Here is a 24,549-nt window from a genome sequence, read left to right as displayed (position 1 = left end):
CTATACTTCCTTTCAGATTTTCGAAAATCTAGTATAGTTTACCATGTTCAGCCCTTCAGATCAAGTCTTCATGCAGACTCAAAATTTTTCGACAGATGCAGGACAACAATATAATTTAAGATTCGCGTAGCATAACTAGCATCCTTTTGGAAACTTTTAATTACCTTTTTAGCTAAATCAACTCGATCAGTAATTAAGCCATCAACTTGTTGATACATCATCTTCTTCATTAATTTTTCGTCATTAACTGTCCAGGCATAAACAGGACGATCCTGCAAATGGGCTTGCCAAATAAAGTCTGAATTCAAGGTAGAATATTCCATTGAATATCCACTAGCAACACTTTGCGGATAAGTAAAATTATAAGGTTGAATGTAAAAGACAACCAAACGTGGATTAATTAAGTGCAGTCCTTCAACCACGCGATAGTCGAGTGATTGTACTTGATACGTATTTTTGAGAATCGTTTTGCCATATTTTTGATTAAAGCGCTGCAGCATTTTCTTCGAATCTTTAGCCGTCGTTTTAATTTCAATTAGCAATTTTTGATGCAGTCTTTTGGCTTCCTCAAGATATTGATCAAAGCTAACTAACTTAGCATGATAGCCGTCTTCTTTGGCAGTTAACTTTTCTAATTGCCGTAAAGTTAAATCATTCGGGGCTTTATTAACTCCCGTTAGCTTCAATAAATTCTCATCATGAATTACGATATATTTTTTATCCTTAGTTTCATGAACATCAATTTCAACGTAGTCCGGCTTTTCTTTAGCCGTTTTTCTTAATGACTGTAACGTGTTTTGTACGCCATTTTTATCATCAACGCCGCGATGAGAAATAATTACTGGCGCTTTAGCATTTACACTAGTCAAATATAAATAATTGGTGGATATTGCATCAATCATTACTAGTACAAACACAACTAATGTACTTAGAATTATTTTTTTAGTTTTACCTGTTTGACTTATCTTTTCTTGCCTTAAAGCTTTCAAAATAATAGATAAGCCCAGTACACTAACATAGACTAACGCTACTTCACTAATAATTTGAACAAGCGAAAGATTGATAATGGCTACAATTAACGGACATTTCCCAGGTAATAAATCAACTAATAGCTGCAAGCAATACATTGCTAAATAGAAAATTGTCATGACTGCTGCAGATAAAACGGCTAAAACAATAATCCTCCAGCAAATCGTCCGCCAACGGTAGTGCGCCGTTAATCGCCAACTTCTTTTTACTGCTTGCGCCGACTTTAAGTGGTCAAAAACGATGATGGGTAAAGCAAATACTAGCCTTGCACCAAGGATCAAAGCGGCTAAATAAAACGCAATCAAAACGGCTAACAAGATTGGCGTTCTCGTCAGATAATCCAAGATAAATTCTGAAATCTGCACTTTGCTTAAAAGTGGTGTTCTAAAGATGACATCGGCTAACGGTACTACCAATAAAAAATAGAGCATCAAAATAAAAAGCGTGCCCAAACGAATTTTTTTGATATTTTGCCAAGTTTGAATAAAACTATTTTTCCACGTAAAAACTTGATGCTTAATATCCCAAACGCCATGAAGTAAATAAGCTAATTGCGCATACAAGACTACTAATAAAAGCAGCAACTCAATTATCAAAATTAAAAAGGCAACCGTATGCGTCGTAATGATCATCACTACATTTTGATAAGATACGAACGGAATAGCACTAGCCTGCAAAACAAAGGTTGTAATATAGCGAAAAAATGGAATAACAATAAATTGATTAAATAAACTTAATCCCATAAAAAGTAGCAGATACCGCAGCCAATTTTGGCAAAATTCACGACTACCTGCTTTTATTTCTTTGACCAAAGTCATTGTTCTTCCCCCCTTACATTGAAATTACTTTCTTAATTCTATACTAAAAAAGGACGAGGTCATTCCCTCGTCCCTATGATTAATTTTATTTTTTAACATTGACCGCCGTTTTTTAGATCATCAGCAGTAATTGCTTCAGGTTCATATTGGGTAACGGTCATCCCGCCATCAATAATGCCGCTGTCTGAAGATAAACTCAAAGTTGAGTTGCGCGCATTTACCACTAGACCTGGTTCAAAGAAAGTTGTTTCCGGCTGAGCAGTATACAAGTCAAGACCAGCATTATTTTCGATTGAAATATTATACTTAGGATCTTTTTCAGCAAGGATTACAAACTGGAAGCTGTCGCCAATAGTACAAGTGCCGCCTTTTTTAGAATACTTGGTTGAACCATCATCTAAAGCCAAGATGACAATTTGGTGATCTGCATCCATCTTGCTTTTAATCATTTCTGCAGCATCTGGTTTAATATTGATTGAAATTGCATTCTCTGTCATTTTGTTTCCTCTTTTCAATCTAAATTTGATTAATTTACTTATTTAAATATAGCACGACTAGTTCCAACTAACTAAAAATATGCTCGAAAATGCCGCTAATCTTGATATTTTTAAAATTTATCATTGCATGCAACCACAAAAAGGCTCAAAATGGTACATAGGGTTTTTAGACGATTGTAATACGTAAGGGGGACCTTTTATGACCGTCTTAAAGAATATTGCTAAAGATAGAATTTTACAGATTACAGTTTTAATTACAGTAGTAAGTCTTTTTTTCGCTAAGCCGCGGTTAGCAGATATTAACTTTCACACTTTATGGTCTGTTGCCGCAATGTTGACGCTGATCCAGATCTATGCTTATTTGCACGTTCTGGATGTTTTAGCGTACAAACTTACGAGTATCGCAGATAATACGCGTAAGTTGAACATGCTGTTCACGGTTTTGGCCGTCATCGCCGGTATGTTCTTAGGTAATGACATTACTGTATTAACTTTAATTCCACTTTATTTAAATATCGCTAAGCGCTACAAGCTACCACAAATTTTGCCAGTTACCTTAATTGGTATGGGGGCAAATATTGGTGCTGCATTTACACCATGGGGGAATCCGCACAATATTTTCTTAGTAAGTCGCTACAACGTAAGTCCAATTAAGTTTTTTGAATGGTCTGTACCTTATTTGGTAGTTTCATTGATCATCATGTGGCTGGTCTTTTTGTTTATTCCTAAAAAAGATATTCCTACTCAAAAAACAGAACCTATCAGAATTAGTTGGCGTCCTACTATTATTACAACTGTAGTATTTATTTTCTTCTTCTTTGGCGTCTTCAGAGCAATTGATATCATTTGGCCATTAATTGTCGCCATAGTTTTAGCACTTGCCATCAATCCGCGCATAATGCTTAAGATTGACTATGCCCTACTTCTTACCTTTACAGGCTTCTTCATCTTTATTAGTGATATCCAACAAATTCCCGCAATTGTTAACTTAATTCATGGTATGGTTTACTCCGAAATTTCAACTTATTTCGCTTCAATTCTTTCAAGTCAGGTTATGAGTAACGTACCATCGACTATCTTAGTTGGTAAGTTTACTAACTATGTCCAAGCATTATTCTTGGGTTCAAACATCGGTGGTTTTGGTTCAGCTATTGGTTCAATGGCCAATATGTTGGTATTAAAGACTTTCAACCAACACGGTAGTGTAAGTAAGAAGAAATTCTTTATTCAATGGACAATCATGCAATTTGCCGGTTTGATTATTTTAACCATAGTTGGATTAGGATTATTAATTTTCAGAATTTAATATTTTTCATTAAGAATGTCGCTTAGACATTCTTTTTTTATTGCCTCCAATATCAGAAATGGATAAAATTAAATAAACGTATAGAAAGGGGAATATTATGTCACCATTAGTATGGATAATTTTAATTATCATTATCTTATTAGTCGGTATTTATATTGCAATTTACAACGGATTGCAAAAATCTCGCGTTTTCGTTGATGAATCATGGAGTCAAATTGATGTTCAACTTAAGCGCCGTAATGACTTAATTCCTAATTTAGTTGAAACTACTAAAGGCTATGCCAAACATGAAAAATCAACTTTAGAAGATGTAGTTAAGTTACGTGATCAATTAGTTAACGTTCCTCAGGGAGATCACGAAGAAGCAATGAAGTTGTCCAATCAAATTACTGATTCTTTAAAATCAATTTTTGCATTGGCCGAAGCATATCCTGACTTAAAAGCAAATCAAAATTTCTTAAAACTTCAAGAAGAATTAACCAACACAGAAAACAAGATTGCTTACTCTCGTCAGCTTTACAACTCAAGTGTTGCATCATACGATCAAAAATTGCTTACTTTCCCTTCCAACTTGATCGCCAAAATTCATGGCTTTACCAAGATCGATTACTTGGAAACCCCAACTGAAGAAAAGGCTGTTCCTAAAGTTAAGTTTTAGTTAGAAGGAAAATTATGTTATACCAACAAATTGCCCGTAACAAGCGTAAAACTGCGTTAATTATGGTTCTCTTTGTGGTAATTTTAGCCCTTGTTGGTGCTGGACTAGGCTATCTTTTTAGCAATAGTCCATGGATGGGAATCATCATTGCCTTAGTAGGTAGTTTAATTTACTTATTAATTATGTGGCAAAATCCGGCCAATATGATTATGAGTCTTAACCATGCTCAAGAAATTCAGGAAGCAGATAATCCTGAATTGTGGCATATCGTTGAAGATATGGCTATGGTAGCAAGGGTACCAATGCCCCGCGTCTATATTATTCCTGATCCAAGTCCCAACGCTTTTGCGACAGGACGAGATCCTAACCACAGTGCGGTAGCTGTAACAGAAGGCATTCTTCAACTGATGGATCGTGAGGAACTAGAAGGCGTACTAGGACATGAATTATCACATGTACGCAATTACGACATTCTGCTTTCCACCATTGCTGTTGTGCTGGTCGGAGTAATTTCCTTTATTTCCGGCATGGCATCTCGTTACATCTGGTTTGCTGGTGGCGGCCGCGATCGTGACGATGATCGTGATTCAAATGCCTTTGAAATGATCTTTAAAGTGGTAGCCATTGTCTTTGTTTTAATCTTAGGACCATTATCGGCTTCCCTTGCTCAAATGGCTCTTTCACGCAATAGAGAATATTTAGCAGATGCTTCCTCTGTAGAATTAACGCGTAATCCGCAAGGATTAATTTCTGCTTTGAGAAAAATCGAAAATAGTCAGCCAATGAAGCAGGCTGATCGTAGTAGTGCTGGGCTATATATCGAAAATCCATTCCATAATCATGGCCTATCGCATCTTTTCGATACTCACCCACCTACAGAAAATAGAATTAACAGACTTGAACACATGTAAAAAAAGAATCTGGAAAATTTCCAGATTCTTTTTACTTTAAATTGATATTAGCTTGTCTAAATAGCTCTTCTCGCATAGCAGCTGGCGTCATGTGATAGTATTGGTTGAATTTCTTATAGAAGAAAGACTTGCTTGAATAACCTACACGCCCGATAATTTCTTTCAATGATAAATCTGGTTGGGCAAGCAATTCACGTGCTTCTTGCATTCTTCTCTCATCTACATGATCAACAAAGCTCTTACCAGTCTTAGCTTTAACCATATTTGAGAAATAGTTAGGATTAAAGCCAAAGTACTTAGCTGCTTCTGCTAGAGATGCATCCGCAAAGTGCATATCAATATAATTATTCAATGATTTCTTTTCAAATTTAGTTTTATCCAAATTAGTTGGCGTTGCCATTCTTTGAGTTCTAATTGAAATAATAAGCATCACCGTTAACTCGGCCTGAATTAATGCCTTGATGAAGATATCATTATTCAAATATCCTCCAATAATATGTTGCATTACTTGAGAGGCACGAGTGATTTGATTATTTTTTAACCATAAAGCATGCTCGTTTTCAAGGCTATCAACTATTTGCTTAATAACCTTCATTTCCCTGCTGCCTTTATAACTAAAATCATTAAAGTATTTACGATATCTAAAACCAGGCTTAAATTTTAGTTTAGCAAGTACTGTATCTGATGTTTGTTTGGTAATCTCATAAATGCTATTTTCCGTAAGTAAAAGAACATTACCGGATTTCATTGGGATAATCTTTTCACCACTCTTAATCGTCACAGTACCTTTGGCGACATATAAGATTGTCGAGACATCCATGCGATAGCGATGAATGCCAGTATTATGATTTTCAAGGTAGATTGTAAACAGATCAAAATCGGGATTGCCAGCCTCGAGTTTTACCTCGTTCTTATCTGTTATGTTTGATTTTAATACGCTAGCCAGATATTGATCCAGAGCAACAGCTGCCATATGTCCACCTTCCTTAATTAAACAAATAATAATAGTACTATAAGTATATTATAAAACAAAAAGATATTTAGCATTGTGTATAATTGCTTTATTGTATCGAAATGACTCTTTTATGGCAGTAGACAGGCAAAAAATCATTTTGTACAATCAGAATTATGATGATAGAAATTAGTGATGTAACCTTTTCTTACGAAAAAGAACCCCTTATCCACCAGCTTAATATGAATATCGCACCTGGTTTTAATCTTTTAATTGGACCAACAGGTTGCGGCAAATCCACGCTACTAAAAATTATTGCAGGACTCTATCCAAAATATGCTGGAAAATTAACAGGAGGAATTGATCTTCATGGTCAAAAAGCGGCCATGATGTTTCAAAATGCTGCGGAACAATTTACGATGACAACGCCACGTGAAGAAATCGTCTTTGCGTTAGAAAATTTGCAAATAAAAGCTAAGGATTATGACCTCCACATAAAAAAGGCAGTGGAATTCACCAAAATTGCAGATTTGCTTGACCAAAAAATTAGTACATTATCAGGTGGTCAACAGCAGCGTGTAGCCCTAGCCGTCTTAATCGCAATGGATGTCGATGTTTTTTTGCTAGACGAACCTTTTGCTAGTTGTGATCCTAACACACGTCATTTTTTGATAAAAAAATTAGCAAGCTTAGCTGAAACTGGAAGAACGATCCTATTAAGCGACCACGTATTGGATGATTATGAGCAAATTTGTGATCAACTATATCAATTTGAAGGTAAAACCGTTAAAGAATTATCTGCTAATGAAAAAAATAAATTGTTTACGCAAAATAAACAATTCCATGCACGATCTTATTCTTTTATGTTGCCAACCGGCACACCCGTTTTCGAACTAAACAAGACACAGATCAGACAAAATCGTCTTTTGCTTAAACAAAACAAACTAAAAATCTACGGCAAAACAACTCTAATTACTGGTTCAAATGGTGTCGGCAAAACATCACTATTTAAAGCAATGACTAAAATGATTCCGTACAAAGGTAATTTTACCTATTTAGATAATGAAATTGCAAAGATAAAATACCATAAATATTTATCTCAGGTAGCACAAATTTTTCAAAAGGCAAGCGATCAGTTCTTAACAGTCACCGTCAAGGATGAGATTGAGTTAAGCAAAAAAGACCGCAATCACTTTTTTACTGATGAAAAAATTGATGAATGGCTAGACAAATTACAGCTAAAACAGCATCTTGATCAAGTAGTTTATTCTTTATCTGGTGGTCAGCAAAAGAAGCTGCAAATTTTGTTAATGCTGATGACTAAGCATAATGTGTTGCTAATTGATGAGCCTCTGAGCGGACTGGATCATGACTCGATTGAGTTAGTTCTGCAACTGATGCAAGAATGCCAAGAGAAGCTCCACCAGACGTTTTTAATCATTAGCCATCAGATAGACGAATTAGCTCAATTTTGCGATTACAGGCTTGTTTTTGCGGACCAGCAGCTAAAATATGTGGAGGAGTAGCCATGAATCCTAGTTTAAAGTTCATTTTGGCTTTTATTATTTCCCTGGAAATATCTTTGAAGGCCAGCTTAACTACCAATTTGATTGTCATTGTTTTTGCGTTGATTTATCTATTAATTACTAGAATCAGGATCAAGGAATTGATTTTGTTAATCGCCGTGCCATTTATCGCAGCGTTCACGATATTTGCGACGCTGTTTTGGTTCTCACCGACGCCTGATGCATATTACGCTTGGAATCTGTCGACCCGTGTGTACGTCTATACTTTGACCATTGCTTGTGTCACGAGAAACACTACGGCGACAGATTTCGCTCGTTCGCTTGAACAAAATCTGCATCTACCTAGTAAATTTGCGTATGGCGTTTTGGCGGCAATCAATATTATTCCGCGAATGAAAATTGCAGTTAAACAAATTAGAGCTGCGGCCATGATGCGCGGGATGTATCTGAGTTTTTGGTCACCGGTACTCTACTTTAAGGCAATCTTGGTAGCACTCAACTCCGCCGACAATTTAGCGCAAGGAATGGAATCCCACGGCTATGTCGAAGGACAGAAGAGATCAACTATCGTGGCAATTCCATTAACAAAAAAAGATTGGCTGATCTTCTTTACTTTATTGATTTTGGTTAATATTTCGTTGTTTATTTTTAAGTAGGCAAAAAGATGGAAATTATTGAAGGAAAGATGCCCTTCATGGGCTACGAAACTTATTATCGAATTGTTGGTAAAAGAAGCAAAAAGCCACCGCTAGTGCTGCTTCATGGCGGACCTGGCTCAAGCCACAATTATTTTGAGGTGCTGGATGAATTAGCACAAAAAGACGGGCGCCGCATCATTATGTATGACCAATTAGGTTGCGGTGAAAGCAGCATCCCTGATGATCATCCTGAACTTTACACTAAGGAAACTTGGGTGAAGGAATTAGTAGCGTTACGTGAACATTTGGCATTACGCAAGATGCATTTGCTTGGACAAAGCTGGGGCGGGATGCTCGCCATTATTTACATGTGTGGCTATCATCCAAAAGGCATTCAGAGTTTGATTCTGTCTTCTACCCTGTCATCGGCATCCCTTTGGAGTAAAGAACTCCACCGCATGATTAAGTATTTGCCAATTGAGGAGCAAGCAGCGATTCATAGAGCTGAGTTGACCAGCAATTTTAACGATCCTGACTATTTGAAGGCTAACGAGCATTTCATGAATCAACATGCCATCGATATGACGAAGACCTGGCCGGAGTGCGTGATGCGCAAAAAGCGTGGCGGCACCGTTGCGTATGAAACAGCATGGGGACCGAATGAATATACTCCGGAAGGCAATCTGCATGACTATGAGTACACGAATAAATTGGGTAAAATAAAAGTTCCAACTCTGATTACGAGTGGAACCGATGATTTATGTACGCCATATGTGGCTAAAACAATGCAAGACGAGATTGCCGGCAGTAAGTGGCGGTTGTTTGAAGGATGCGGCCACATGTCATTTGTTGAACAAACTGATGAATATGTTGCACTGCTGCAGAAGTGGCTGGATCAATATGATGAATAATAATAGACTGACCTTGATTGGTCAGTCTTTTTTGATGTAAAAATGTTAAATACGTTTACTTTTTTAAGAATAAAACAAAAACGAAGGAGCAATTTCTGCTTCTTCGTCTTTCTTCATTCTTTCACTGCGTTTGTGAGCCTATTTGAAGTTCACTACTTTAACGTAGCGTTTGTTGGTTGCGGTTGCGCCGGCTACCTGGTAGTAGCGCTTGCCGTTCCTGAACTTGTATGAGCCACCATATGTGGTGATGATTCGACCCTTTATAAGTACAGTGTAATCGGCACGGCGTTTGCTGGTTGCGTAAACGTAGGCGTTACGTTTTAAAGTACGCTTAGTACCATCAATATTTGAAGCCTTGATGTAAGCCTCGTTGTAGTCGTCTCCTAAAGCTAATTTATAATATTCGCTACCATTAATATCTACTGTATTTGGTAAAACAGAAACTTTACGATAAGAGTAATACTTTTTGCCTAATGACTTACCTTTATCGTTATAAAGAATAGCAGTATGCATCAAAGTCTTATTAACTGGTTCCGCAGAAGTAGTGAGCTTAGTATCACTAGACGTATTGCCGCTACCTTCAATATCAGAGGTATGAATGTATATATCCGAATTGGCACTATTAAGTCTAGTATATGAAACATTGTTAACTGTTACTGTACCACAGTTACCGTAGTTGGATATTTACCAGCTACCTCCCAGTTAAAACTATCCATGTTAACTTTAACTGTTACAGGAGTTTTATCATTGCTAGAAACTGTAGCTGTAAAAGCTTTTTGAATTGCTGCAAGTGTATCACTCATAGAATTCACTTTTCTTACAGGGATGTAATTAAATGAAGCATTATCCGTTACATCATTAATTGATTGATCCTGATCATAACTTTTACCAGCAAATGTAATTACAGGATTAGTGCTAGTTTTATTAGCAGTAGTAGTAACAGCATTTGTCGTAGTATCAGCTTGTACAGTTGAAGCAATTGTAGGTGCTACCGTTAACAAGGCAGCTACAGCCAAGCTGATTAATTTAGTTCTCTTGTTCATGATTTTGTCCTTCCTAAATATCTAAAATCACTTAACTTAAACTAATGGTATAGTATATTTCTATCGTGAAATGAGTATACATTATTTTGAAAATGCGCAAATTAAAAAATCCCTTATTAGGGATTTTTGCTCTACTTATGATACGGACTACCCGAATTAATCATGAACGCACGATAAATCTGCTCAATCAATACCACTCGCATCAACTGGTGTGGCATCGTCAACTTACCAAAACTAATCAGATCATCCCCGCGCTTATTAACAGCATCACTTGTTCCCAAGCTGCCGCCAATCACAAACGTGATATCCGAATGACCGTACGTAGCCAGATCCTGAATCTCCTTCGCAAATTCCTCACTACTGCGCTGCTTACCTTTAATCGCAGTCACGTAGACATACTCCTTATCCTTAATCTTGCTCAGAATCCGTTCGCCTTCGATCCGCTTGACGCGTTCATCTTCAGCCACACTGAATTTCTCCGGTGCTTTTTCATCAGGCACCTGTACAATCGACACTTTCGCAAAGCGGCTTAGCCGCTTTTTATATTCCGCAATCGCATCTTTAAAATACTTTTCTTTTAATTTTCCAACACAAACAATCTTAATATTCATACTTACTAGTTTATCATCAAAATTAACAGAAATTCCACTGTAGTTTTCCACATCCTGTTCAAAACACAATCTACATTTTGTGGTATTATTAACTACATCTTCAATACTTTGTGGTCAAAATTTTATTGAATTTTTTTCAAAAAACTTTCCCACATTTTACCTATGGATAAGCATTTTTCACAAACTTTACGTTAAAAAGCCTAACATACCGGCATGAACGCACGTTTTAACAAAATTTATTCACTTATTTTTAAAAATATTATCCACACTAATCAAGCACAAAATCAGCCGAGTTATCCACAATCCACAGAGTTATCCACATTTGTCAACAAGCGCTCTTTCATTAGCAGTTTCTTGACAAATGAAGAAAACGAACTTTTTCTTGTTACACATTATTATAGTTAATAAAAAAAGCTATATCTGCATTTAATCCGCATGATATAGCTCTTTTTCTTTGCTTAAATATTTTTATTTATTAATTAGTTGCCTTCAAGTTTTACCTTCATGTCAACGTCTTTACCATTTCTGTTCACGGTTACATTTACGGTATCACCAACTTTGTGACTGTAAAGGATACTGTGTAACGATGCAACATCGTCAACTTTCTTGCCGTCAACCTTAGTAATTACATCGCCACTCTTAATGCCTGCATTTGCAGCGGAACCACTCTTATTGACAGATGCAATGTAAATACCACTCTTAAGGTTAGACTTAATCTTCAAACGGCTTCTGTAACCTTCTGGAATACCTTGAAGTGCGATTACTCTCACGCCAAGTTGTGGACGCGTAATCTTACCCTTCTTAACCAGTTCATTAACAATAGTTACTACTTCATTTGAAGGAATTGCGAAGCCCATCCCTTCTACAGAAGTACCATCGCTTGATTGTGCCAACTTCATTGAGTTAATACCAATAACTTGACCAGCTGAGTTAACTAATGCACCACCAGAGTTACCTGGGTTAATTGCGGCATCAGTTTGGATAACTGTTTGTTGATTGCCTGATGAAGTAGAGATTGTTCTTGCAGGTGCTGAAATAATCCCTTGCGTTACCGTAGAAGCATATTCACTACCAAGTGGTGAACCAACCGCAATTACGGTTTGACCGGCTTCTAGGTGCTTAGAATCGCCGAATTGAGCCGTTTGAGTTACATACTTAGCATCAATTGATAAAACGGCTAAGTCAGTTGTACTATCTTTACCCACAACCTTAGCATTTACAGTTTTACCATTAGCAAGCAAAACTTGTACTGCGTCACTACCGGAAATAACGTGGTTGTTAGTTACAATGTAGCCTTTACCATTAGATTTCATGTAAACGACACCAGAACCTTCACTATAAGTTTCAAGCTTGCCACTCTTACTTGAAGAACTGTCGCTATCATCGCCAAACAAGCTACTATAAAGTGAATCTGCACCGCTTGAAGCTGATTGTCGCTTCAAATTAATGACAGAAACAACCGCACCTTTCACATCATTATAAGCAGCAGTCATCGTACCACCATTTTTGGCACTCTTTTCAGAAACCTTGCTGCTGCTTGAAGAAATACTGGTTTGTGCAGTGTTATTAGCTTGACCATTATTCATTTGGTCCATTGCGTAATAAGACACGCCACCGCCGACAAGTCCGCCAACTACACCAACGATTGCTGCAGTAGCTATAATTTTGTTACCGCTCTTTCTTCTAGGTTGATTTTGATTATTATTTTGATTTTCTACCATACCGTTACTCTCCCCTCATATCATTGTTAATACTATACCGAGCAAATTTGAAAAATATATGAATAATCTATACAAAAACTGCTAAATTTCTATCAACTTTGTTGGACTAGCGGGTTCTGTATCAATAATTTGTACATCATCACTCAAATTTGCATCCCCTTCAATCAGCATTTCTTTCGCCGTCTCATGTGCTAAGTATTCCGTATTATTATGCTGACTACGGTGTGCCAAAAAGATATGCTTCGTCTTGGGCGTTACCACATCAACTAAAGCCTGGGCTGCTTCATCGTTTGACAAATGCCCAACATCTGACAGAATTCGCTGCTTAAGCGACCAAGAATACGGTCCATCTCTTAGCATCATAGTATCATAATTGAATTCCATCATATAGGCATCCGCATCCTCAATCGTCCCCTCAACTTCTTCAGAGACATAGCCTGTATCTGTTAAAAACACAATTCGTTTTCCACCACTTGTAAAAACATAATACTGTGGCTCGGCCGCATCATGACTAGTTGCAAATGCCGTAACATCGAGATCGCCAAAAGTTTTAGTCTGCCCTGGTTCAATCGTATTCATCTGCTCTGCCGGCAACTTACCGATCTTTTGCGTATCTAATAGATACTGCCATGTGCCGCTATTAGCAAAAGCATCGATCTTGGGATAACGGCGCATCAAAACGCCTAAACCACCGCTATGGTCCGTATGGTCATGACTCAAAAACGCCATATCAATATCATTAATATCTACGCCAACATTGGCCAATAATTGCTTAGTTTTTTTGCCAGAAAGGCCAGCATCCATAAGGATTTTATGCTGGCTTGTTTCGATTAAACTAGTATTACCGGTTGACCCGCTCGCTAAAACGGAAACCTTCATCTTTGTCTTTACCTCTCTACTTTTCAACGTTATACGTAGTCGACTGGAGCATTTGCGCCGTATATGCGTTAACTCGCTTTAACGTAATATTCTTAGTGGTCTTGTTTTCTATCCAGACTAACCAAGTCGGTAACAAAATCGTACTGCCACGAACTTCAGTCAACTTAGAATAGCCCAACTTAATTTGCGTTACCTTCGAATTGTTAGTCAACTCTCGATTAGTATACATCGCACGCACTGCACGCACTGCACTGATCGTTGACTGCAATTCTCTTACTGGACTAGCTGGACCCATGTAAGATTCCGCATAATTGATAATCTGATGATCCTTGACCGCAATGCTCAATTGAGCTGAACCAGCATAAATCTCGCCATAGTCAGTTGTTTGCACAAAAACATAATTGTCTTCGCTGGACATATCCGGCTCATACTTGAATTCTTTTCCATAAGGGACATTCTTAGGGTCATTCTTGAATTTATTTACTTGTTCCAGTGCCTTTTTAGGATTTTTATCCAAGAGCGTTGTCATCTTAGGTGCAGCGTAAAGAACATTTTCGTCTTTAGAATAGCGTGCGTTAACATTGGTCAAAGCACCTATTTTATTGGAAAGATAATTACGGTTTTTGGTTGCTAAATAATAGCCTGAAGCAGGTGCATTAGAAAGTTTATCTGGCAAATCAATATTATCTGACTTCATTTCTGAACGGATGCTGGCCACGCTACGAGTTGCCGTATCTGCCCCACTTAAATTAACAGGAGAGCGCAGGATTTCAATTCCTAAATAGATATCAATTAACAAGAAAACAATGAAAAACAGCCATTCTATTCGTTTATGGTCCATTTTTATTTCACCTCATTAGTTTTAACTGTCTCCCCAGGTTTACGGTAAGGAGCTACATTCTTCTTTTCCCACTCGTCAACGCTCTTCCACTCATCGTAAGCCTTTACGTAATAAGTTGGAATTAAGTTAATCAAGCTATGGTGACTAGAATCCTTTTCTATCTTGAAACCTACAATAATTCGTTGAATATCAGATTGCTTAAGACCATGCGCACCTAGTTCACTCACTACCTCAGCAGTCGGCTTTAACTCTTGAGTTTGACCATCAAAAGGAATCGGAATTTGGAAATTAACACTGTTGAAGGCAACGTTAATTGAATCATATGAAAAAGTAGTTTTAACCTGCAAATCATGCTGGTTCAAGAAAACAGGAATCCCTTCAATATAGTTGACATAGCCCACATTAGAGCCATCCGCGTCAAAGAAGCGCAGATCTTGTTCGGTTAATCCCAATTGGTGCACGTAGTACACGCTATCAAGCAGACGGTTAGTTGCATTCGGAATCTTATTCTTTTCAAAATGAGTATACAAGTAATTATGCTCACCTGATTCAGGATCTGGCACCTTTAATCTGGTGTAATAGTTGATAGAATAGATGGTTTGTCCACTCTTATTAGTCTTGCTAGTTACTCCAGAAGTTCCCAATAAGCGAGAAACGAAGTAAGAATAAGACTGGTGATTAGTCAAATAGCTGTAAACCTTGCTATTGGTTGTTCGACTATAGAATGGTGAATAACCTTCCTGCAATTTAACCAAGTGCACTGGACTCTTAGTTTTGGCATTACGAGCAAATTTACGCAACTTATCAAAGTTAGCGCCCTTGATCTTAATGCGGTAAATCGCACTAGTTTGATCATTGCCTAAATAAATAATGTTATTGGAATGCGAAACAAAGAAGCGATTAAATTCTCGATTATCGTTATTAGAATTGTTCAAACGATTGAACAAAGAAAAGGTAATTTCATCAGGATAAACTAATTGCAAATAAGCATCATCATTCAAATATTCTTCGTACTTAGCGCGAGACTTAACAATTTTCTTTACATCGCTAACTGCCTTGGCTTTTTGAATTTCCTTGGTAAATTCCAAAGTTAAATTATTTTTTGAATCATACAACTGGCATAATCTGCCGTCTACAAAACCGTATGAAGTAGTTGGAATGTACAGATCATACAGTGATTTTGCACTATGGCTACGAGCCTGCTCTTTTGTAGTATTATTCTGATTTTGACCAATATTGCTGAAACGCTGGTCACTCGTCATGATAAAAATCCATAAAACAATGGAAAGAACAATGGCGAGCAGGGTAGCTAAACCTAAGAAAAATTCACCGAATTTGAATTTAAACTTCATCCCAGTCATCCTCCTCTGTCATTGGTTCATAAGGCAAGGAAATATAGAAGGTAGAACCCTTGCCCTCGCTACTATCAGCCCAAATTCGACCATGATGAGCTTCCACAATTTCTTTAGCAATGGCTAAACCTAACCCGGTTCCGCCTTGAGCACGTGAACGAGCCTTATCTACACGATAGAATCTATCGAAGATCTTACCTAAGTCCTTTCTAGGAATACCTAATCCTTGATCAGAAATACTCAAGATAACGTGACCTTGACTATGAGTTAAGCGAACGGTAATCACACCACCATCAGGTGAATATTTAATCGCATTATTCATAATGTTGTCGATCACCTGCATCATCTTGTCAGTGTCAATCTCTACCCAAAGGGCCTGATTGCCTAACTCACGTTTGATAGTGTATTTCTTTTTGTGGTCCTTATTTTTATCGGTTTTCACAATCATATCAAACCGGTTCAAAATATGGTTTACAAAGTCATTCAAGTTAACGAATTCCAGATCCATCTTTGAAACGCCACGGTCCATTCTGGACAGGCTAAGTAAGTCGTTAATCATTCTGATCATTCGACTTGTTTCTTGCTGAGTGACTTCCAAGAATTTAGGCGCAATTTCAGGATCTTTCCATGCACCTTCATTTAAAGCTTCAATGTAGGCTTGCAAACTTGTTAAAGGTGTTCTTAACTCGTGAGAGACGTTGGAAACAAATTGTCTTTGTGAATTTTCATTCTTTTGTTGTTCCGTGACATCATGAAGAACGCAAACACTACCTGATACGAAGCCTGTTACACGCTTAATTAATGAAAAACTAGCATGCAAAATAATTTCATCACGCGTACCCGGATCAAGAGTAACAACGATTTCCTTTTGGCTAGAAATCAAATCTTGTGACGATGTATCTTTCAAACCTAAAACTTCTGCTATTGGCTTATTAATGATCTCATCTTCGTCCGCATTCAAATAGCTAAGTGCCATGTGGTTAACGACGCTGACGTTGCCGTGACGGTCGGTAGCAAGCACCCCATCACTCATGTGCGACAGCACGCTATCTAGCCTACGTCTTTCACTATCTGATTCTTCTTGCGATTGTTCAATTCGAACGGACAAAGTATTAAAGGCTTTGGCCAATTGTCCCAACTCATCGTTTGAGTAGATTTTTACCTGACTAGAATAATCACCGTTGGCAATATGCAGGGCCTGTTTTTGCATTTCCTCAATCGGCTGAGTAATTGCGCGGGAAATAACTAGTGCTAAAAATGCTCCAAGTAGTGCCGCAATTAATGAAGCAATCAAGAATGTTAAGGAAATCTGCCGCAGATTATCGAAGACATCCTGCATGCTGGCCTTAACATAAATTGCACCAACATTGTTGTTCGAACCGTTGCCACTAGTTAAAGGCGAGATCTGAATCATGTAATTGCCATGATCATCAACCACCTTATTAATCTGGTGCCCGGTTGAAATTACTTGCTTAACATCAGTATTGTTAATTCGCTGACCAATCTTGCTTTTATCGTTCAAATTAGAGACCGCACGAATCGTATCTTTATTATCAACAACGATAATTTCACTAATCGAGTCATTGTTATAATCATTGACGATTTGATTCAAGCGATCATTGGCATTTTTGCTATCGCTGGCTAGTTGATTGGCCAACTGATTGCTTACGATCGTCTGAATCTGAATCGATGATTGAAAGTTTTCAATACTATTTTGTTCTAATTGCCTGGTAAAATAAGCTCCAATTACTTCAATTGTTGCTAGCAGCATCAACATAAACACAATCGCTAGCTTAGTATTAATTGAATTAAATGTAGCGTTTAATTTCTCTCTGAGTTTTTTCATCATTCATTCAACATTTTTAACATAAAAAAGAAAGTCACTTACCTTTTCAGTTTTGTGACTTTCTTCATTAACCTTCACTTGGCTGTTTTACGTAATATCCTACACCACGACGAGTAACCAAAACCTGAGGTTGAATTGGATTGTCTTCAATCTTTTCTCTCAAGCGGTGAACAGTTACGTCGACTGTACGCACATCGCCAAAGTAGTCATAGCCCCACACAGTTTGTAAAAGGTGTTCACGAGTCATAACTTGCCCCATATGTTGAGCTAAGTAGTAAAGAAGCTCAAATTCACGGTGAGTAAGTTCGATCTTTTGACCATCTTTTTCAACAATATAAGCATCTGGCATGATAACCAAGTTACCGATCTTAATATTCTTATCTGTATCATCTTGGCTGGCTGCTTCTGCCTTCTTAACGATATCACGACGGCGCAAGTTAGCTTTAACGCGGGCAACTAATTCTCTATTAGAGAAAGGCTTAGTGACATAGTCATCAGCACCCATTTCTAGACCAAGTACTTTATCAATTTCAGTATCTTTAGCTGTTACCATGATAATTGGCATATCGTGCGTTTGACGAACTTCACGAGCAACCTCGAGTCCATCTTTCTTTGGTAACATTAAATCCAGGATCATTAAGTCTGGATCGTATTCGTCAACTTTCTTAACAGCTTCTTCGCCATCATAGGCGGTGTCGACATCAAAGCCTTCCTTAGTTAAATTAAATTTAATGATATCAGAAATCGGCTTTTCATCGTCGACGACGAGAATCTTTTTTGGCATCGGGAATGCCTCCTTTGCCCTTACATTATACTGGATTTTGCGGTTTTAGCCAAAAAAATCGAAAAAATTTAAAAAAAGTCTTGCATTTTTTGCCAGTTAATTGCATAATAATATCTGTTGATTGATTCAGCACATGGGTGGCTAGCTCAGCTGGCAGAGCAACGGACTCTTAATCCGTGGGTCCAGGGTTCGATCCCCTGGCCACCCATAATATATTAGTTAGAGATAGGATTTTAATCCTATCTCTTTTTTTGATCTTCTAATTGGATTTAAGGTTGCCGATCTTGGTAAAATATAGATAAGATATTTTGACTAAGGGGGCTTTACTATGAACGAAGCTGTATTTTTCAATCCGGGGGATGCGATTGCATCTTCCCATGACTTCAAGGAAGCACGCAGAAGTGCACAAATTATTAAGGCAGAACGTCCAACGGGCCGCCAGATTGTAATTGCTAAAAATGATAAGAGTGGTATCTATGCTGTCTACTATGCGGACAAGATGCAGGAAGATCAGACTGGCACTGCATATCACATTGAAGATAAGCTTTAAGATTGATCGGTCAAATGGCCGATTTTTTGTTTTTTATGTTTTTGAGCAATTATTTTGACTTTTTTTAAAAAAGTACTTGTCAAAAGCAAAATCTACTGGTAATATATTTAACTGTCAGCGAGAGAGCTGATAAAAAATATGGGTGGCTAGCTCAGCTGGCAGAGCAACGGACTCTTAATCCGTGGGTCCAGGGTTCGATCCCCTGGCCACCCATAATATGGAAATGGCACTGCAAGAAGGCGGTGCTTTTTTTGTGCTTAAAATTAGATATGTGAAAAAGGCGGCTTGATGGCCGTCTTTTTGGGATCAGTGTGAATTATTGTACCCCCCAATTTATGTGCTTTAATATGGTTAACATTCGAATATTGATGAGGTGTTAACACATGAAAAAGAATAAAACAATATTTACTGTTCTGATCGCTGTCTTTTTAGGCATCGTTTCACTAGGCATGAATTCCAGCCCAGTTAAGGCAGCCAATAATGTGAAGCTGTATTTAAACAGTAACTCCTATGTATACAACAACAAAGGCCAACGTTTACGTGGTAAAAACAATTACATCAAGAAGAATAAGGCTGTTACTGCTCCAGGAAAATTGCTAAAAACAAATTCTGTGAAGAGATATTACGTGCAAGTACGACAAGATTTACAATCAAGTCCTGATTTTAAAGTTGATTTATATTATCTTCCATATAAAGTTATTAAATCTCAACCATACTACAAGTTGAACAATAATAAATATATCAAATGTTGTAATATCAAAAGAATAAACCAAAAAACTGTTTTTACTAATCAAGCAACTGTAATAGTTGGAAAGCCATTACCACCAGATAAAAATGTATATGCTATGAACCCATCTGGTAAATTTACCAAGAAGATCTTAAAAAGAGGACAAAAATTAGTAGTCGATGAAGCCAATATTTTAAATGGCTCACTTTATTCTTCTTATCATATTAAAAACACGCAATACTGGATTTACTCTGGAAATGTAGTTAAAAAGCCAAAAATGCCATTTTCAGCTCATCCAACAAAATCATTTATCAACATGCAAAGAACGCAATATTAAAAAAAGACCAATATGTTTAAGCATTGAACATATTGGTCTTTTTTTATTAACTACCAATTAATCTTAAAAATTTTATTCTTTCGAGTTGTATAATCTGAACTATCATGGTAGGCAACAGTCAGATAAAGATCATTTTCACTATTAACTTGAATACCTTCAAATTCTGTAGCATATCCCGATTCATTTAATTTAAAACTATTATCTAAACGAATTATATCCCATTCAGAAGCTTCAGTAGCTTCCCATGGAATTTTGACTATTTTTCTAGGTTTAGAATAAATATCTGTTTGATCTGGATGTGCCTCACTTGAAATATAAATATTCAGGTTATCATCAATATCATATCCTTGTAATGATGTAATTTCTTTTACTAGACCTTTAATTTTAAATGCTTTCAAGCACTGATCAGCTAATGCGTCTGTCTTCAAATTTACATCACCTGTACCAACTCTATCTAAAGCATTGTTAACATCTTCCAAATTATAAAGTGAAAAATATCCTGTGTCACTTTTATCTACAGTAACAATTAAAAAATAACTATAATTTGGAGATGGAGATACGGCTGCTTCAGATCTAACCAAGTCATTACCACTATATGCTAATCCAAATTTCCTACCAGCTTGATTTAAATTGGAAATGCGAGGTAATTGCGTGTTGAATTTATATTCAGCTTTACTGAACTTTACTCTAGCAATTTGAGTATCCCAATAAATTGAAGGATGATCAGGATCTTTTTTAGGCTTAGTACCGATAAACCATTCACTTGCTCAACTATAAGAATCTGTCCGATTAGCATATTCCCAAGTTTGAGTATGACCACCAGCTGCTTGCAAAGTTTTATTAGCAGGAACAGAATGAATCCCATCTAAATACAATCGCTCAACATTACTATTCTTGCCTTTTCCTTTCACAAAATCTCTCCCATGACGAGCACGATATACTACCGCATCTGTACCCTGTTTTAGTAATTGAAGAGCATAATTGTAGGTCTTTCCAACATTACCCTTTTGAACTACAACCTCATGTAAGCCATTCAACTCATACATTTTCTCTATATTCGCATTTGTAATATCAACCATAATAAAACCTCCAAAAAATCTACTTATCCTGAGTCTCGTGCAAGTCATTCATTTGCTTTGCAACTTCCGCAAAAATGTCCTGCACTTCTTGTTCATTCAACTTAAAGCTCTTAGCTTGCAAGCCATCAACTACTGCATTGCCAACTCGATTGATCTTCTTTTCATCAGATAAATTCTCTTGGTCATACATGTTGATGTAGCTTTTCATTAGATTGCTTGTAACGATACGCAATCTTTCCAGCCTTTTATTCTTAAAGTGAACATGACTCAAGATACCAACACTTACAACACTAATAACCCAAAACGCTAGAGCTATTAGTTCAACGTAATCATGAATATCCATGATTTCTTTCTTACTTACACACGTGTTTCTAGGCTTTTTCTTATTTCTTTCATACCTCGTTGACAGTTCTTATGCCACGTCTAAAGACTAATATTGTCAATAAATTTTTAGTAAAAATACCTATTTAATAATTTAAAATATTCGGAGAATGCTTGCCATGATTGAATTAGAGCGTACTAAAGAATTAGCAAAAAAATATAAAATGAACTTACGTGAAGTGAATGATAAGGCTGGGTTAGGTACTAATTCTATCTATAATTGGAAGAATAAAAGACCTGGTGGTGATGCCTTAGAAGCCGTTGCCGAAGTACTAAATACTTCAATCGACTATCTAAAAGGCAAAACCGATGATCCTACCCCTATACCTGCAAAAGGACAACCAACTTCTATTCCACTAGACGAAGAAAAGCCTTATTCATATCATGGTTACAACGTTCCTGAGAGATATCTCAATATGATTCGAGGATTAATGGAAGATGACATTAAGGAAGGTCGTGCAGACAAGAAATGAGAAACTTAGGCAAAGAAGAGTTAATTGAGTACTTACTCAATTATGCTTTTAAGCAAAGTCTTTCATACATCTTGGTTAAAGGAGAGACATATGACCCAGCACTTTCATTTAAGAATGCTCATAAAATGGTAATCAATACTAATTGGCATAATCCTAATGAATTGCCTTTTATCATTGGTCACGAAATTGGTCACTTAATGTTAGGTGATTCAGGTATTGCTTATTGGCCTAGCTTTTCAGGACAAAACTCGGAAGAAGAGGAAGCAGATCTATTTTCTCTTAAGATTATTTACGACTATTCCTGCAAAAATGGTGACTACATTCAAGAACCAGGAACCTTTATGCAGAACTATGGCATCCCCGAAAGAATGACCGCTGCAACCAAGCAACTTTTTAAAGACAATGACGATCTAATGTAACAAAAAACTGATGCTCCTAGCTTCATAGCTTAGATGCATCAGTTTTTTAGTTTTAAAATCTATTTTTAATTTTACTTTTTCGCAGCATCCTCTGCTTCAGCTTCTGTGTTCGATGGAGTTAATTTCAAACCATTTGGATCAACTTTAACTTCACTTGCTTTTATGTATGCATTTTTAATTGGAACACGATCGGAAACATAGTCGCCATTGTTTGTTAAGCGATAAACGCTTCTATATTCACCATTCAAATGTAAACGATAGAATAGTTCAGCCTTATTTTCCTTGGCTACCCAAATGTATGATAAGCTATCAACTCTCCATACCAAATCGTTCTTCTTAATTCTAATATTTTGAGAAGTACCATCTGCATTGTAGACTTCAACTGGTTGATCCATAGTAATTAATGATTTGTCTGTTTTGTTATAACTCTGAACTGATAATTGCTTAGCAGCTTGAACATCATTATTATAAATCCAATAATCTGTTCCCTTAATATGATAAATTGCTAGCTCATTATCGTCATCACCGTCTTGCCCAGTACCAGCACGTGTCCCTTGTTCTAAACGGTCTACTACAAACTTATCACCTTTTTTAACACGTTTATTAGTACGTTGAACTTCAATCTTGCCAGGCACTTCTGTAAATAGATAAGTATATGGAGTAGTTACCGTTACAGTGGTTTCATCTTTACCAACTGGTTGGGTATTATTGGTTGTGGTGTTTGACGAATTATTAGAACTTGTTGAAGTATTAGTTCCGATAACTGGACCTAAGTTAGCAGTTCTAACATATTGCTTTCTTGGTCCGCCTACCTTGAAGTAGTGCTTGCCATTCTTAAAAGTGTAGTAGCCACCATAAGTAGTTACTATTTCGCCTTTGTATAACTTCCATTTCTTACTGCTTGCAGTCATACCGTAAGGTGTTCTTTGAGTGGAAGTACGGTAAATATAAGCATTGTGGGTTACTCTACGCCTTACACCATCAATATTAGTTACTCTAACATATTGATCTTTGCCTGAAATTTTGTAATATTGATTTCCTTTAATAGTTACAGGGGTTGGGTCAACATAAATTGAGCCATAGGTAATATATTTTTGACCTGTTGAAATGCCATCTTTATCATAAGCAATTGAATTATGCATAACTGTCTTTCTGACAGAATTATCTGCAGCTTGAACAGTGTGGGCTTGTGAGCCGAATGAAAGCACTGGGCTTACAGCCATTAATGCTGCAACTGAAGCCAAGATAAGTTTATTCTTCTTCATTTTAATCATCTTTCTGTTAATATCTCGCTGATACTTCTATTATCTCCCCCCCAATTTTTAAGTCAATCAATATGGACATAAATGAAAATGGACTATAATTGTATTAACATTCAATACATTAAACTCCATTTAAAGAGAAACAAAAAACTGATGCTCCTAGCTTCATAACTTAGATGCATCAGTTTTTCTATCTTCTTTTAACGTATTTTTTCACTTTAAAGGCCAAATAAAAGTAAATTGTCGCCTTCAACGCCAATATTGTTATCTTTCTTAAGTTGCTTCAAAGAATTTACCACAAATTTCTTCTGACTACCCTTAAGCTTATTAGCAGCCTTCATCGCTGCATTAAAGTCGCGTTTATTTTGTTTATTCTTTAGACTAATAATGTTCTTATCAGCGCTTCTATTAGCAATTCTCTTCAATGGATTTACTACTCCACGCATCCCCTTGCTGTTGAAGTAATAATATTGAAGCATTGCTTGCGTAGTCCAGCAGCTGTACTTCTTATCCTTAGAAACTACTAAGTATAATGGAGCACCACTAATTTTGCCGTGGAATCTTACTACCTTTTCAACTCTAAATTTAACGTTTTGGACCTTAGCTGGACTAATTGTCTTGCCCTTGAAGGTTTCATAATGCGTTAAAGCATATTTGTAGTTGCTTTTACCTACATAAATAAGATCTGCATCCTTAGAATTTTTAATTCTTAAAACATAGCCTTGTTTAGTTAACTTAGGGTCATTTTCAATTACGGCCTTCGGATTAACATTTGTGGTTTTAGGTGCATTGCTAGCAGTACTTGCAGCTTGAACAGTAGCAGGCGCAACGCCTAAGAGAAGTCCCGCAATAACAGCAGAAGAAAACAACATTTTTTTGTTAAGTTTCATACTCAATTACCCCTTTATTCATGAATTCAGGAATATTATTGCACAAAAATTTTGAAACTGTCAAATCTTTTGTGTAAATAGATCTTTCTCGTAAATTGATTTTTTAAT

Annotated in this window: 25 protein-coding genes, 2 tRNA genes and 1 pseudogene; 12 read left to right on the top strand and 16 right to left on the bottom strand. The window is 36.8% G+C overall.

The genetic code is table 11. The features are described from left to right. Positions 1-68: 68 nt before the first annotated feature. A complete protein-coding gene (locus CP357_RS03210) occupies positions 69-1,847 on the bottom strand; it encodes a glycerophosphoryl diester phosphodiesterase membrane domain-containing protein (protein WP_098036525.1) in 1,779 nt (592 codons plus the stop codon). Between the two features lie 92 nt (positions 1,848-1,939). Then, entirely contained in the window at positions 1,940-2,344 is a 405-nt protein-coding gene (locus CP357_RS03205) for an iron-sulfur cluster biosynthesis family protein (protein ID WP_005727488.1), read from the bottom strand. A 199-nt stretch (positions 2,345-2,543) separates the two neighbouring features. On the opposite strand from CP357_RS03205, the gene CP357_RS03200 reads away from it, so the two are divergent. The 3 genes from CP357_RS03200 (at position 2,544) to htpX (ending at position 5,219) form a co-directional block, all read left to right on the top strand. Then, positions 2,544-3,650 carry an SLC13 family permease gene (locus tag CP357_RS03200; RefSeq protein WP_056945544.1) on the top strand — a complete coding sequence of 369 codons (1,107 nt, stop codon included), beginning with the start codon at positions 2,544-2,546 and terminating at the stop codon, positions 3,648-3,650. A gap of 97 nt (positions 3,651-3,747) precedes the next feature. Further along, on the top strand, positions 3,748-4,308 hold the full coding sequence (locus tag CP357_RS03195) for a LemA family protein (protein ID WP_098036524.1): 561 nt from the start codon (positions 3,748-3,750) through the stop codon (positions 4,306-4,308). Positions 4,309-4,322: 14 nt separating this feature from the next. Continuing rightward, entirely contained in the window at positions 4,323-5,219 is an 897-nt protein-coding gene (gene htpX / locus CP357_RS03190) for a zinc metalloprotease HtpX (RefSeq protein ID WP_098036523.1), read from the top strand. A gap of 31 nt (positions 5,220-5,250) precedes the next feature. On the opposite strand, the gene CP357_RS03185 is transcribed toward htpX, so the two are convergent. Further along, positions 5,251-6,192 carry a helix-turn-helix domain-containing protein gene (locus CP357_RS03185; protein ID WP_087176632.1) on the bottom strand — a complete coding sequence of 314 codons (942 nt, stop codon included), beginning with the start codon at positions 6,190-6,192 and terminating at the stop codon, positions 5,251-5,253. Positions 6,193-6,347: 155 nt separating this feature from the next. Between CP357_RS03185 and CP357_RS03180 the strand changes: the two genes are divergently transcribed. Genes CP357_RS03180 through pepI form a run of 3 tightly spaced genes read left to right on the top strand, consistent with a single transcriptional unit; the run spans position 6,348 to position 9,246 of the window. After that, a complete protein-coding gene (locus tag CP357_RS03180; protein ID WP_098036522.1) occupies positions 6,348-7,697 on the top strand; it encodes an ATP-binding cassette domain-containing protein in 1,350 nt (449 codons plus the stop codon). A 2-nt stretch (positions 7,698-7,699) separates the two neighbouring features. After that, positions 7,700-8,353, top strand: coding sequence for an energy-coupling factor transporter transmembrane protein EcfT (locus CP357_RS03175; RefSeq protein WP_087176634.1), 654 nt, complete (start codon positions 7,700-7,702; stop codon positions 8,351-8,353). 8 nt (positions 8,354-8,361) lie between these two features. Then, on the top strand, positions 8,362-9,246 hold the full coding sequence (gene pepI / locus CP357_RS03170; protein WP_098036521.1) for a proline iminopeptidase: 885 nt from the start codon (positions 8,362-8,364) through the stop codon (positions 9,244-9,246). A 138-nt stretch (positions 9,247-9,384) separates the two neighbouring features. On the opposite strand, the gene CP357_RS10290 is transcribed toward pepI, so the two are convergent. The 9 genes from CP357_RS10290 to yycF all read right to left on the bottom strand — a co-directional run bounded on the left by CP357_RS10290 (position 9,385) and on the right by yycF (position 18,323). After that, on the bottom strand, positions 9,385-9,759 hold the full coding sequence (locus CP357_RS10290) for an SLAP domain-containing protein (protein ID WP_098043882.1): 375 nt from the start codon (positions 9,757-9,759) through the stop codon (positions 9,385-9,387). A gap of 140 nt (positions 9,760-9,899) precedes the next feature. Then, positions 9,900-10,289 carry a hypothetical protein gene (locus CP357_RS10285; RefSeq protein ID WP_191335439.1) on the bottom strand — a complete coding sequence of 130 codons (390 nt, stop codon included), beginning with the start codon at positions 10,287-10,289 and terminating at the stop codon, positions 9,900-9,902. Between the two features lie 131 nt (positions 10,290-10,420). Continuing rightward, positions 10,421-10,900 (bottom strand): 23S rRNA (pseudouridine(1915)-N(3))-methyltransferase RlmH, encoded by a 480-nt coding sequence (rlmH, locus tag CP357_RS03160; protein WP_098036534.1) that lies wholly within the window; start codon positions 10,898-10,900, stop codon positions 10,421-10,423. A 479-nt stretch (positions 10,901-11,379) separates the two neighbouring features. After that, positions 11,380-12,621: a S1C family serine protease gene (locus CP357_RS03155; protein WP_098036520.1), complete on the bottom strand. Its 1,242-nt coding sequence runs from the start codon at positions 12,619-12,621 to the stop codon at positions 11,380-11,382. A gap of 81 nt (positions 12,622-12,702) precedes the next feature. Further along, complete coding sequence (locus CP357_RS03150; RefSeq protein WP_098036519.1) at positions 12,703-13,500, bottom strand: MBL fold metallo-hydrolase; 798 nt, start codon at positions 13,498-13,500, stop codon at positions 12,703-12,705. Positions 13,501-13,516: 16 nt separating this feature from the next. Then, positions 13,517-14,341, bottom strand: a complete 825-nt coding sequence (locus CP357_RS03145; RefSeq protein ID WP_098036518.1) for a two-component system regulatory protein YycI — start codon at positions 14,339-14,341, stop codon at positions 13,517-13,519. 2 nt (positions 14,342-14,343) lie between these two features. After that, complete coding sequence (locus CP357_RS03140; RefSeq protein WP_198995850.1) at positions 14,344-15,693, bottom strand: YycH family regulatory protein; 1,350 nt, start codon at positions 15,691-15,693, stop codon at positions 14,344-14,346. After that, on the bottom strand, positions 15,683-17,539 hold the full coding sequence (walK, locus tag CP357_RS03135; protein WP_098036533.1) for a cell wall metabolism sensor histidine kinase WalK: 1,857 nt from the start codon (positions 17,537-17,539) through the stop codon (positions 15,683-15,685). The genes CP357_RS03140 and walK overlap by 11 nt, the downstream gene beginning before the upstream one ends. Positions 17,540-17,606: 67 nt before the next feature. Then, positions 17,607-18,323, bottom strand: coding sequence for a response regulator YycF (yycF, locus tag CP357_RS03130; protein ID WP_056945541.1), 717 nt, complete (start codon positions 18,321-18,323; stop codon positions 17,607-17,609). Between the two features lie 135 nt (positions 18,324-18,458). Between yycF and CP357_RS03125 the strand changes: the two genes are divergently transcribed. The 4 genes from CP357_RS03125 to CP357_RS03110 all read left to right on the top strand — a co-directional run bounded on the left by CP357_RS03125 (position 18,459) and on the right by CP357_RS03110 (position 19,937). Next, a tRNA-Lys gene (locus CP357_RS03125) sits at positions 18,459-18,531 on the top strand. A 120-nt stretch (positions 18,532-18,651) separates the two neighbouring features. Further along, positions 18,652-18,873 carry a hypothetical protein gene (locus CP357_RS03120; protein WP_025005631.1) on the top strand — a complete coding sequence of 74 codons (222 nt, stop codon included), beginning with the start codon at positions 18,652-18,654 and terminating at the stop codon, positions 18,871-18,873. A 140-nt stretch (positions 18,874-19,013) separates the two neighbouring features. Continuing rightward, positions 19,014-19,086, top strand: a tRNA-Lys gene (locus CP357_RS03115). Positions 19,087-19,256: 170 nt separating this feature from the next. Further along, complete coding sequence (locus tag CP357_RS03110; RefSeq protein ID WP_087363442.1) at positions 19,257-19,937, top strand: SLAP domain-containing protein; 681 nt, start codon at positions 19,257-19,259, stop codon at positions 19,935-19,937. A gap of 50 nt (positions 19,938-19,987) precedes the next feature. Here the strand turns inward: CP357_RS03110 and CP357_RS03105 are convergent. Both CP357_RS03105 and CP357_RS03100 read right to left on the bottom strand, forming a co-directional pair. Beyond that, a pseudogene (locus CP357_RS03105) lies at positions 19,988-20,983 on the bottom strand (helveticin J family class III bacteriocin). A gap of 52 nt (positions 20,984-21,035) precedes the next feature. Next, positions 21,036-21,359, bottom strand: a complete 324-nt coding sequence (locus CP357_RS03100; protein ID WP_098036516.1) for a helveticin — start codon at positions 21,357-21,359, stop codon at positions 21,036-21,038. A gap of 157 nt (positions 21,360-21,516) precedes the next feature. Between CP357_RS03100 and CP357_RS03095 the strand changes: the two genes are divergently transcribed. Together CP357_RS03095 and CP357_RS03090 are read left to right on the top strand one after the other, a co-directional pair. Further along, positions 21,517-21,870, top strand: coding sequence for a helix-turn-helix transcriptional regulator (locus CP357_RS03095; RefSeq protein WP_013436925.1), 354 nt, complete (start codon positions 21,517-21,519; stop codon positions 21,868-21,870). Beyond that, positions 21,867-22,289 (top strand): ImmA/IrrE family metallo-endopeptidase, encoded by a 423-nt coding sequence (locus CP357_RS03090; RefSeq protein WP_098036515.1) that lies wholly within the window; start codon positions 21,867-21,869, stop codon positions 22,287-22,289. Before CP357_RS03095 ends, CP357_RS03090 begins: the two co-directional genes overlap by 4 nt. A 71-nt stretch (positions 22,290-22,360) precedes the next feature. Here the strand turns inward: CP357_RS03090 and CP357_RS03085 are convergent, their stop codons facing one another. Together CP357_RS03085 and CP357_RS03080 are read right to left on the bottom strand one after the other, a co-directional pair. Then, on the bottom strand, positions 22,361-23,554 hold the full coding sequence (locus tag CP357_RS03085; RefSeq protein WP_098036532.1) for an SLAP domain-containing protein: 1,194 nt from the start codon (positions 23,552-23,554) through the stop codon (positions 22,361-22,363). 215 nt (positions 23,555-23,769) lie between these two features. Next, positions 23,770-24,441, bottom strand: coding sequence for a hypothetical protein (locus CP357_RS03080; RefSeq protein ID WP_098036514.1), 672 nt, complete (start codon positions 24,439-24,441; stop codon positions 23,770-23,772). Between the last annotated feature and the right edge of the window lie 108 nt (positions 24,442-24,549).

Source organism: Lactobacillus sp. UMNPBX6, assembly GCF_002553975.1.
GTDB classification, from domain to species: Bacteria; Bacillota; Bacilli; order Lactobacillales; family Lactobacillaceae; genus Lactobacillus; species Lactobacillus gallinarum.
The sequence above is the reverse complement of the archived record's forward strand: the minus strand, read 5'-3'. Positions and strand labels throughout refer to the sequence as shown.

What these genes read in the sequence shown, in the direction of transcription:
- CP357_RS03180 (WP_098036522.1), top strand. Translation starts at nt 6,348, where the DNA reads ATGATGATAGAAATTAGTGATGTAACCTTTTCTTACGAAAAAGAACCC.
- CP357_RS03195 (WP_098036524.1), top strand. Translation starts at nt 3,748, where the DNA reads ATGTCACCATTAGTATGGATAATTTTAATTATCATTATCTTATTAGTC.
- CP357_RS03185 (WP_087176632.1), bottom strand. Translation starts at nt 6,192, where the DNA reads ATGGCAGCTGTTGCTCTGGATCAATATCTGGCTAGCGTATTAAAATCA.
- htpX (WP_098036523.1), top strand. Translation starts at nt 4,323, where the DNA reads ATGTTATACCAACAAATTGCCCGTAACAAGCGTAAAACTGCGTTAATT.
- CP357_RS03100 (WP_098036516.1), bottom strand. Translation starts at nt 21,359, where the DNA reads ATGGATATTCATGATTACGTTGAACTAATAGCTCTAGCGTTTTGGGTT.
- CP357_RS03080 (WP_098036514.1), bottom strand. Translation starts at nt 24,441, where the DNA reads ATGAAACTTAACAAAAAAATGTTGTTTTCTTCTGCTGTTATTGCGGGA.
- CP357_RS03175 (WP_087176634.1), top strand. Translation starts at nt 7,700, where the DNA reads ATGAATCCTAGTTTAAAGTTCATTTTGGCTTTTATTATTTCCCTGGAA.
- CP357_RS03120 (WP_025005631.1), top strand. Translation starts at nt 18,652, where the DNA reads ATGAACGAAGCTGTATTTTTCAATCCGGGGGATGCGATTGCATCTTCC.
- CP357_RS10290 (WP_098043882.1), bottom strand. Translation starts at nt 9,759, where the DNA reads ATGCATACTGCTATTCTTTATAACGATAAAGGTAAGTCATTAGGCAAA.
- CP357_RS03200 (WP_056945544.1), top strand. Translation starts at nt 2,544, where the DNA reads ATGACCGTCTTAAAGAATATTGCTAAAGATAGAATTTTACAGATTACA.
- yycF (WP_056945541.1), bottom strand. Translation starts at nt 18,323, where the DNA reads ATGCCAAAAAAGATTCTCGTCGTCGACGATGAAAAGCCGATTTCTGAT.
- CP357_RS03090 (WP_098036515.1), top strand. Translation starts at nt 21,867, where the DNA reads ATGAGAAACTTAGGCAAAGAAGAGTTAATTGAGTACTTACTCAATTAT.
- CP357_RS03140 (WP_198995850.1), bottom strand. Translation starts at nt 15,693, where the DNA reads ATGAAGTTTAAATTCAAATTCGGTGAATTTTTCTTAGGTTTAGCTACC.
- CP357_RS03110 (WP_087363442.1), top strand. Translation starts at nt 19,257, where the DNA reads ATGAAAAAGAATAAAACAATATTTACTGTTCTGATCGCTGTCTTTTTA.
- CP357_RS03085 (WP_098036532.1), bottom strand. Translation starts at nt 23,554, where the DNA reads ATGAAGAAGAATAAACTTATCTTGGCTTCAGTTGCAGCATTAATGGCT.
- CP357_RS03095 (WP_013436925.1), top strand. Translation starts at nt 21,517, where the DNA reads ATGATTGAATTAGAGCGTACTAAAGAATTAGCAAAAAAATATAAAATG.
- rlmH (WP_098036534.1), bottom strand. Translation starts at nt 10,900, where the DNA reads ATGAATATTAAGATTGTTTGTGTTGGAAAATTAAAAGAAAAGTATTTT.
- CP357_RS03150 (WP_098036519.1), bottom strand. Translation starts at nt 13,500, where the DNA reads ATGAAGGTTTCCGTTTTAGCGAGCGGGTCAACCGGTAATACTAGTTTA.
- CP357_RS03155 (WP_098036520.1), bottom strand. Translation starts at nt 12,621, where the DNA reads ATGGTAGAAAATCAAAATAATAATCAAAATCAACCTAGAAGAAAGAGC.
- CP357_RS03205 (WP_005727488.1), bottom strand. Translation starts at nt 2,344, where the DNA reads ATGACAGAGAATGCAATTTCAATCAATATTAAACCAGATGCTGCAGAA.
- walK (WP_098036533.1), bottom strand. Translation starts at nt 17,539, where the DNA reads ATGAAAAAACTCAGAGAGAAATTAAACGCTACATTTAATTCAATTAAT.
- CP357_RS10285 (WP_191335439.1), bottom strand. Translation starts at nt 10,289, where the DNA reads ATGAACAAGAGAACTAAATTAATCAGCTTGGCTGTAGCTGCCTTGTTA.
- CP357_RS03145 (WP_098036518.1), bottom strand. Translation starts at nt 14,341, where the DNA reads ATGGACCATAAACGAATAGAATGGCTGTTTTTCATTGTTTTCTTGTTA.
- CP357_RS03210 (WP_098036525.1), bottom strand. Translation starts at nt 1,847, where the DNA reads ATGACTTTGGTCAAAGAAATAAAAGCAGGTAGTCGTGAATTTTGCCAA.
- pepI (WP_098036521.1), top strand. Translation starts at nt 8,362, where the DNA reads ATGGAAATTATTGAAGGAAAGATGCCCTTCATGGGCTACGAAACTTAT.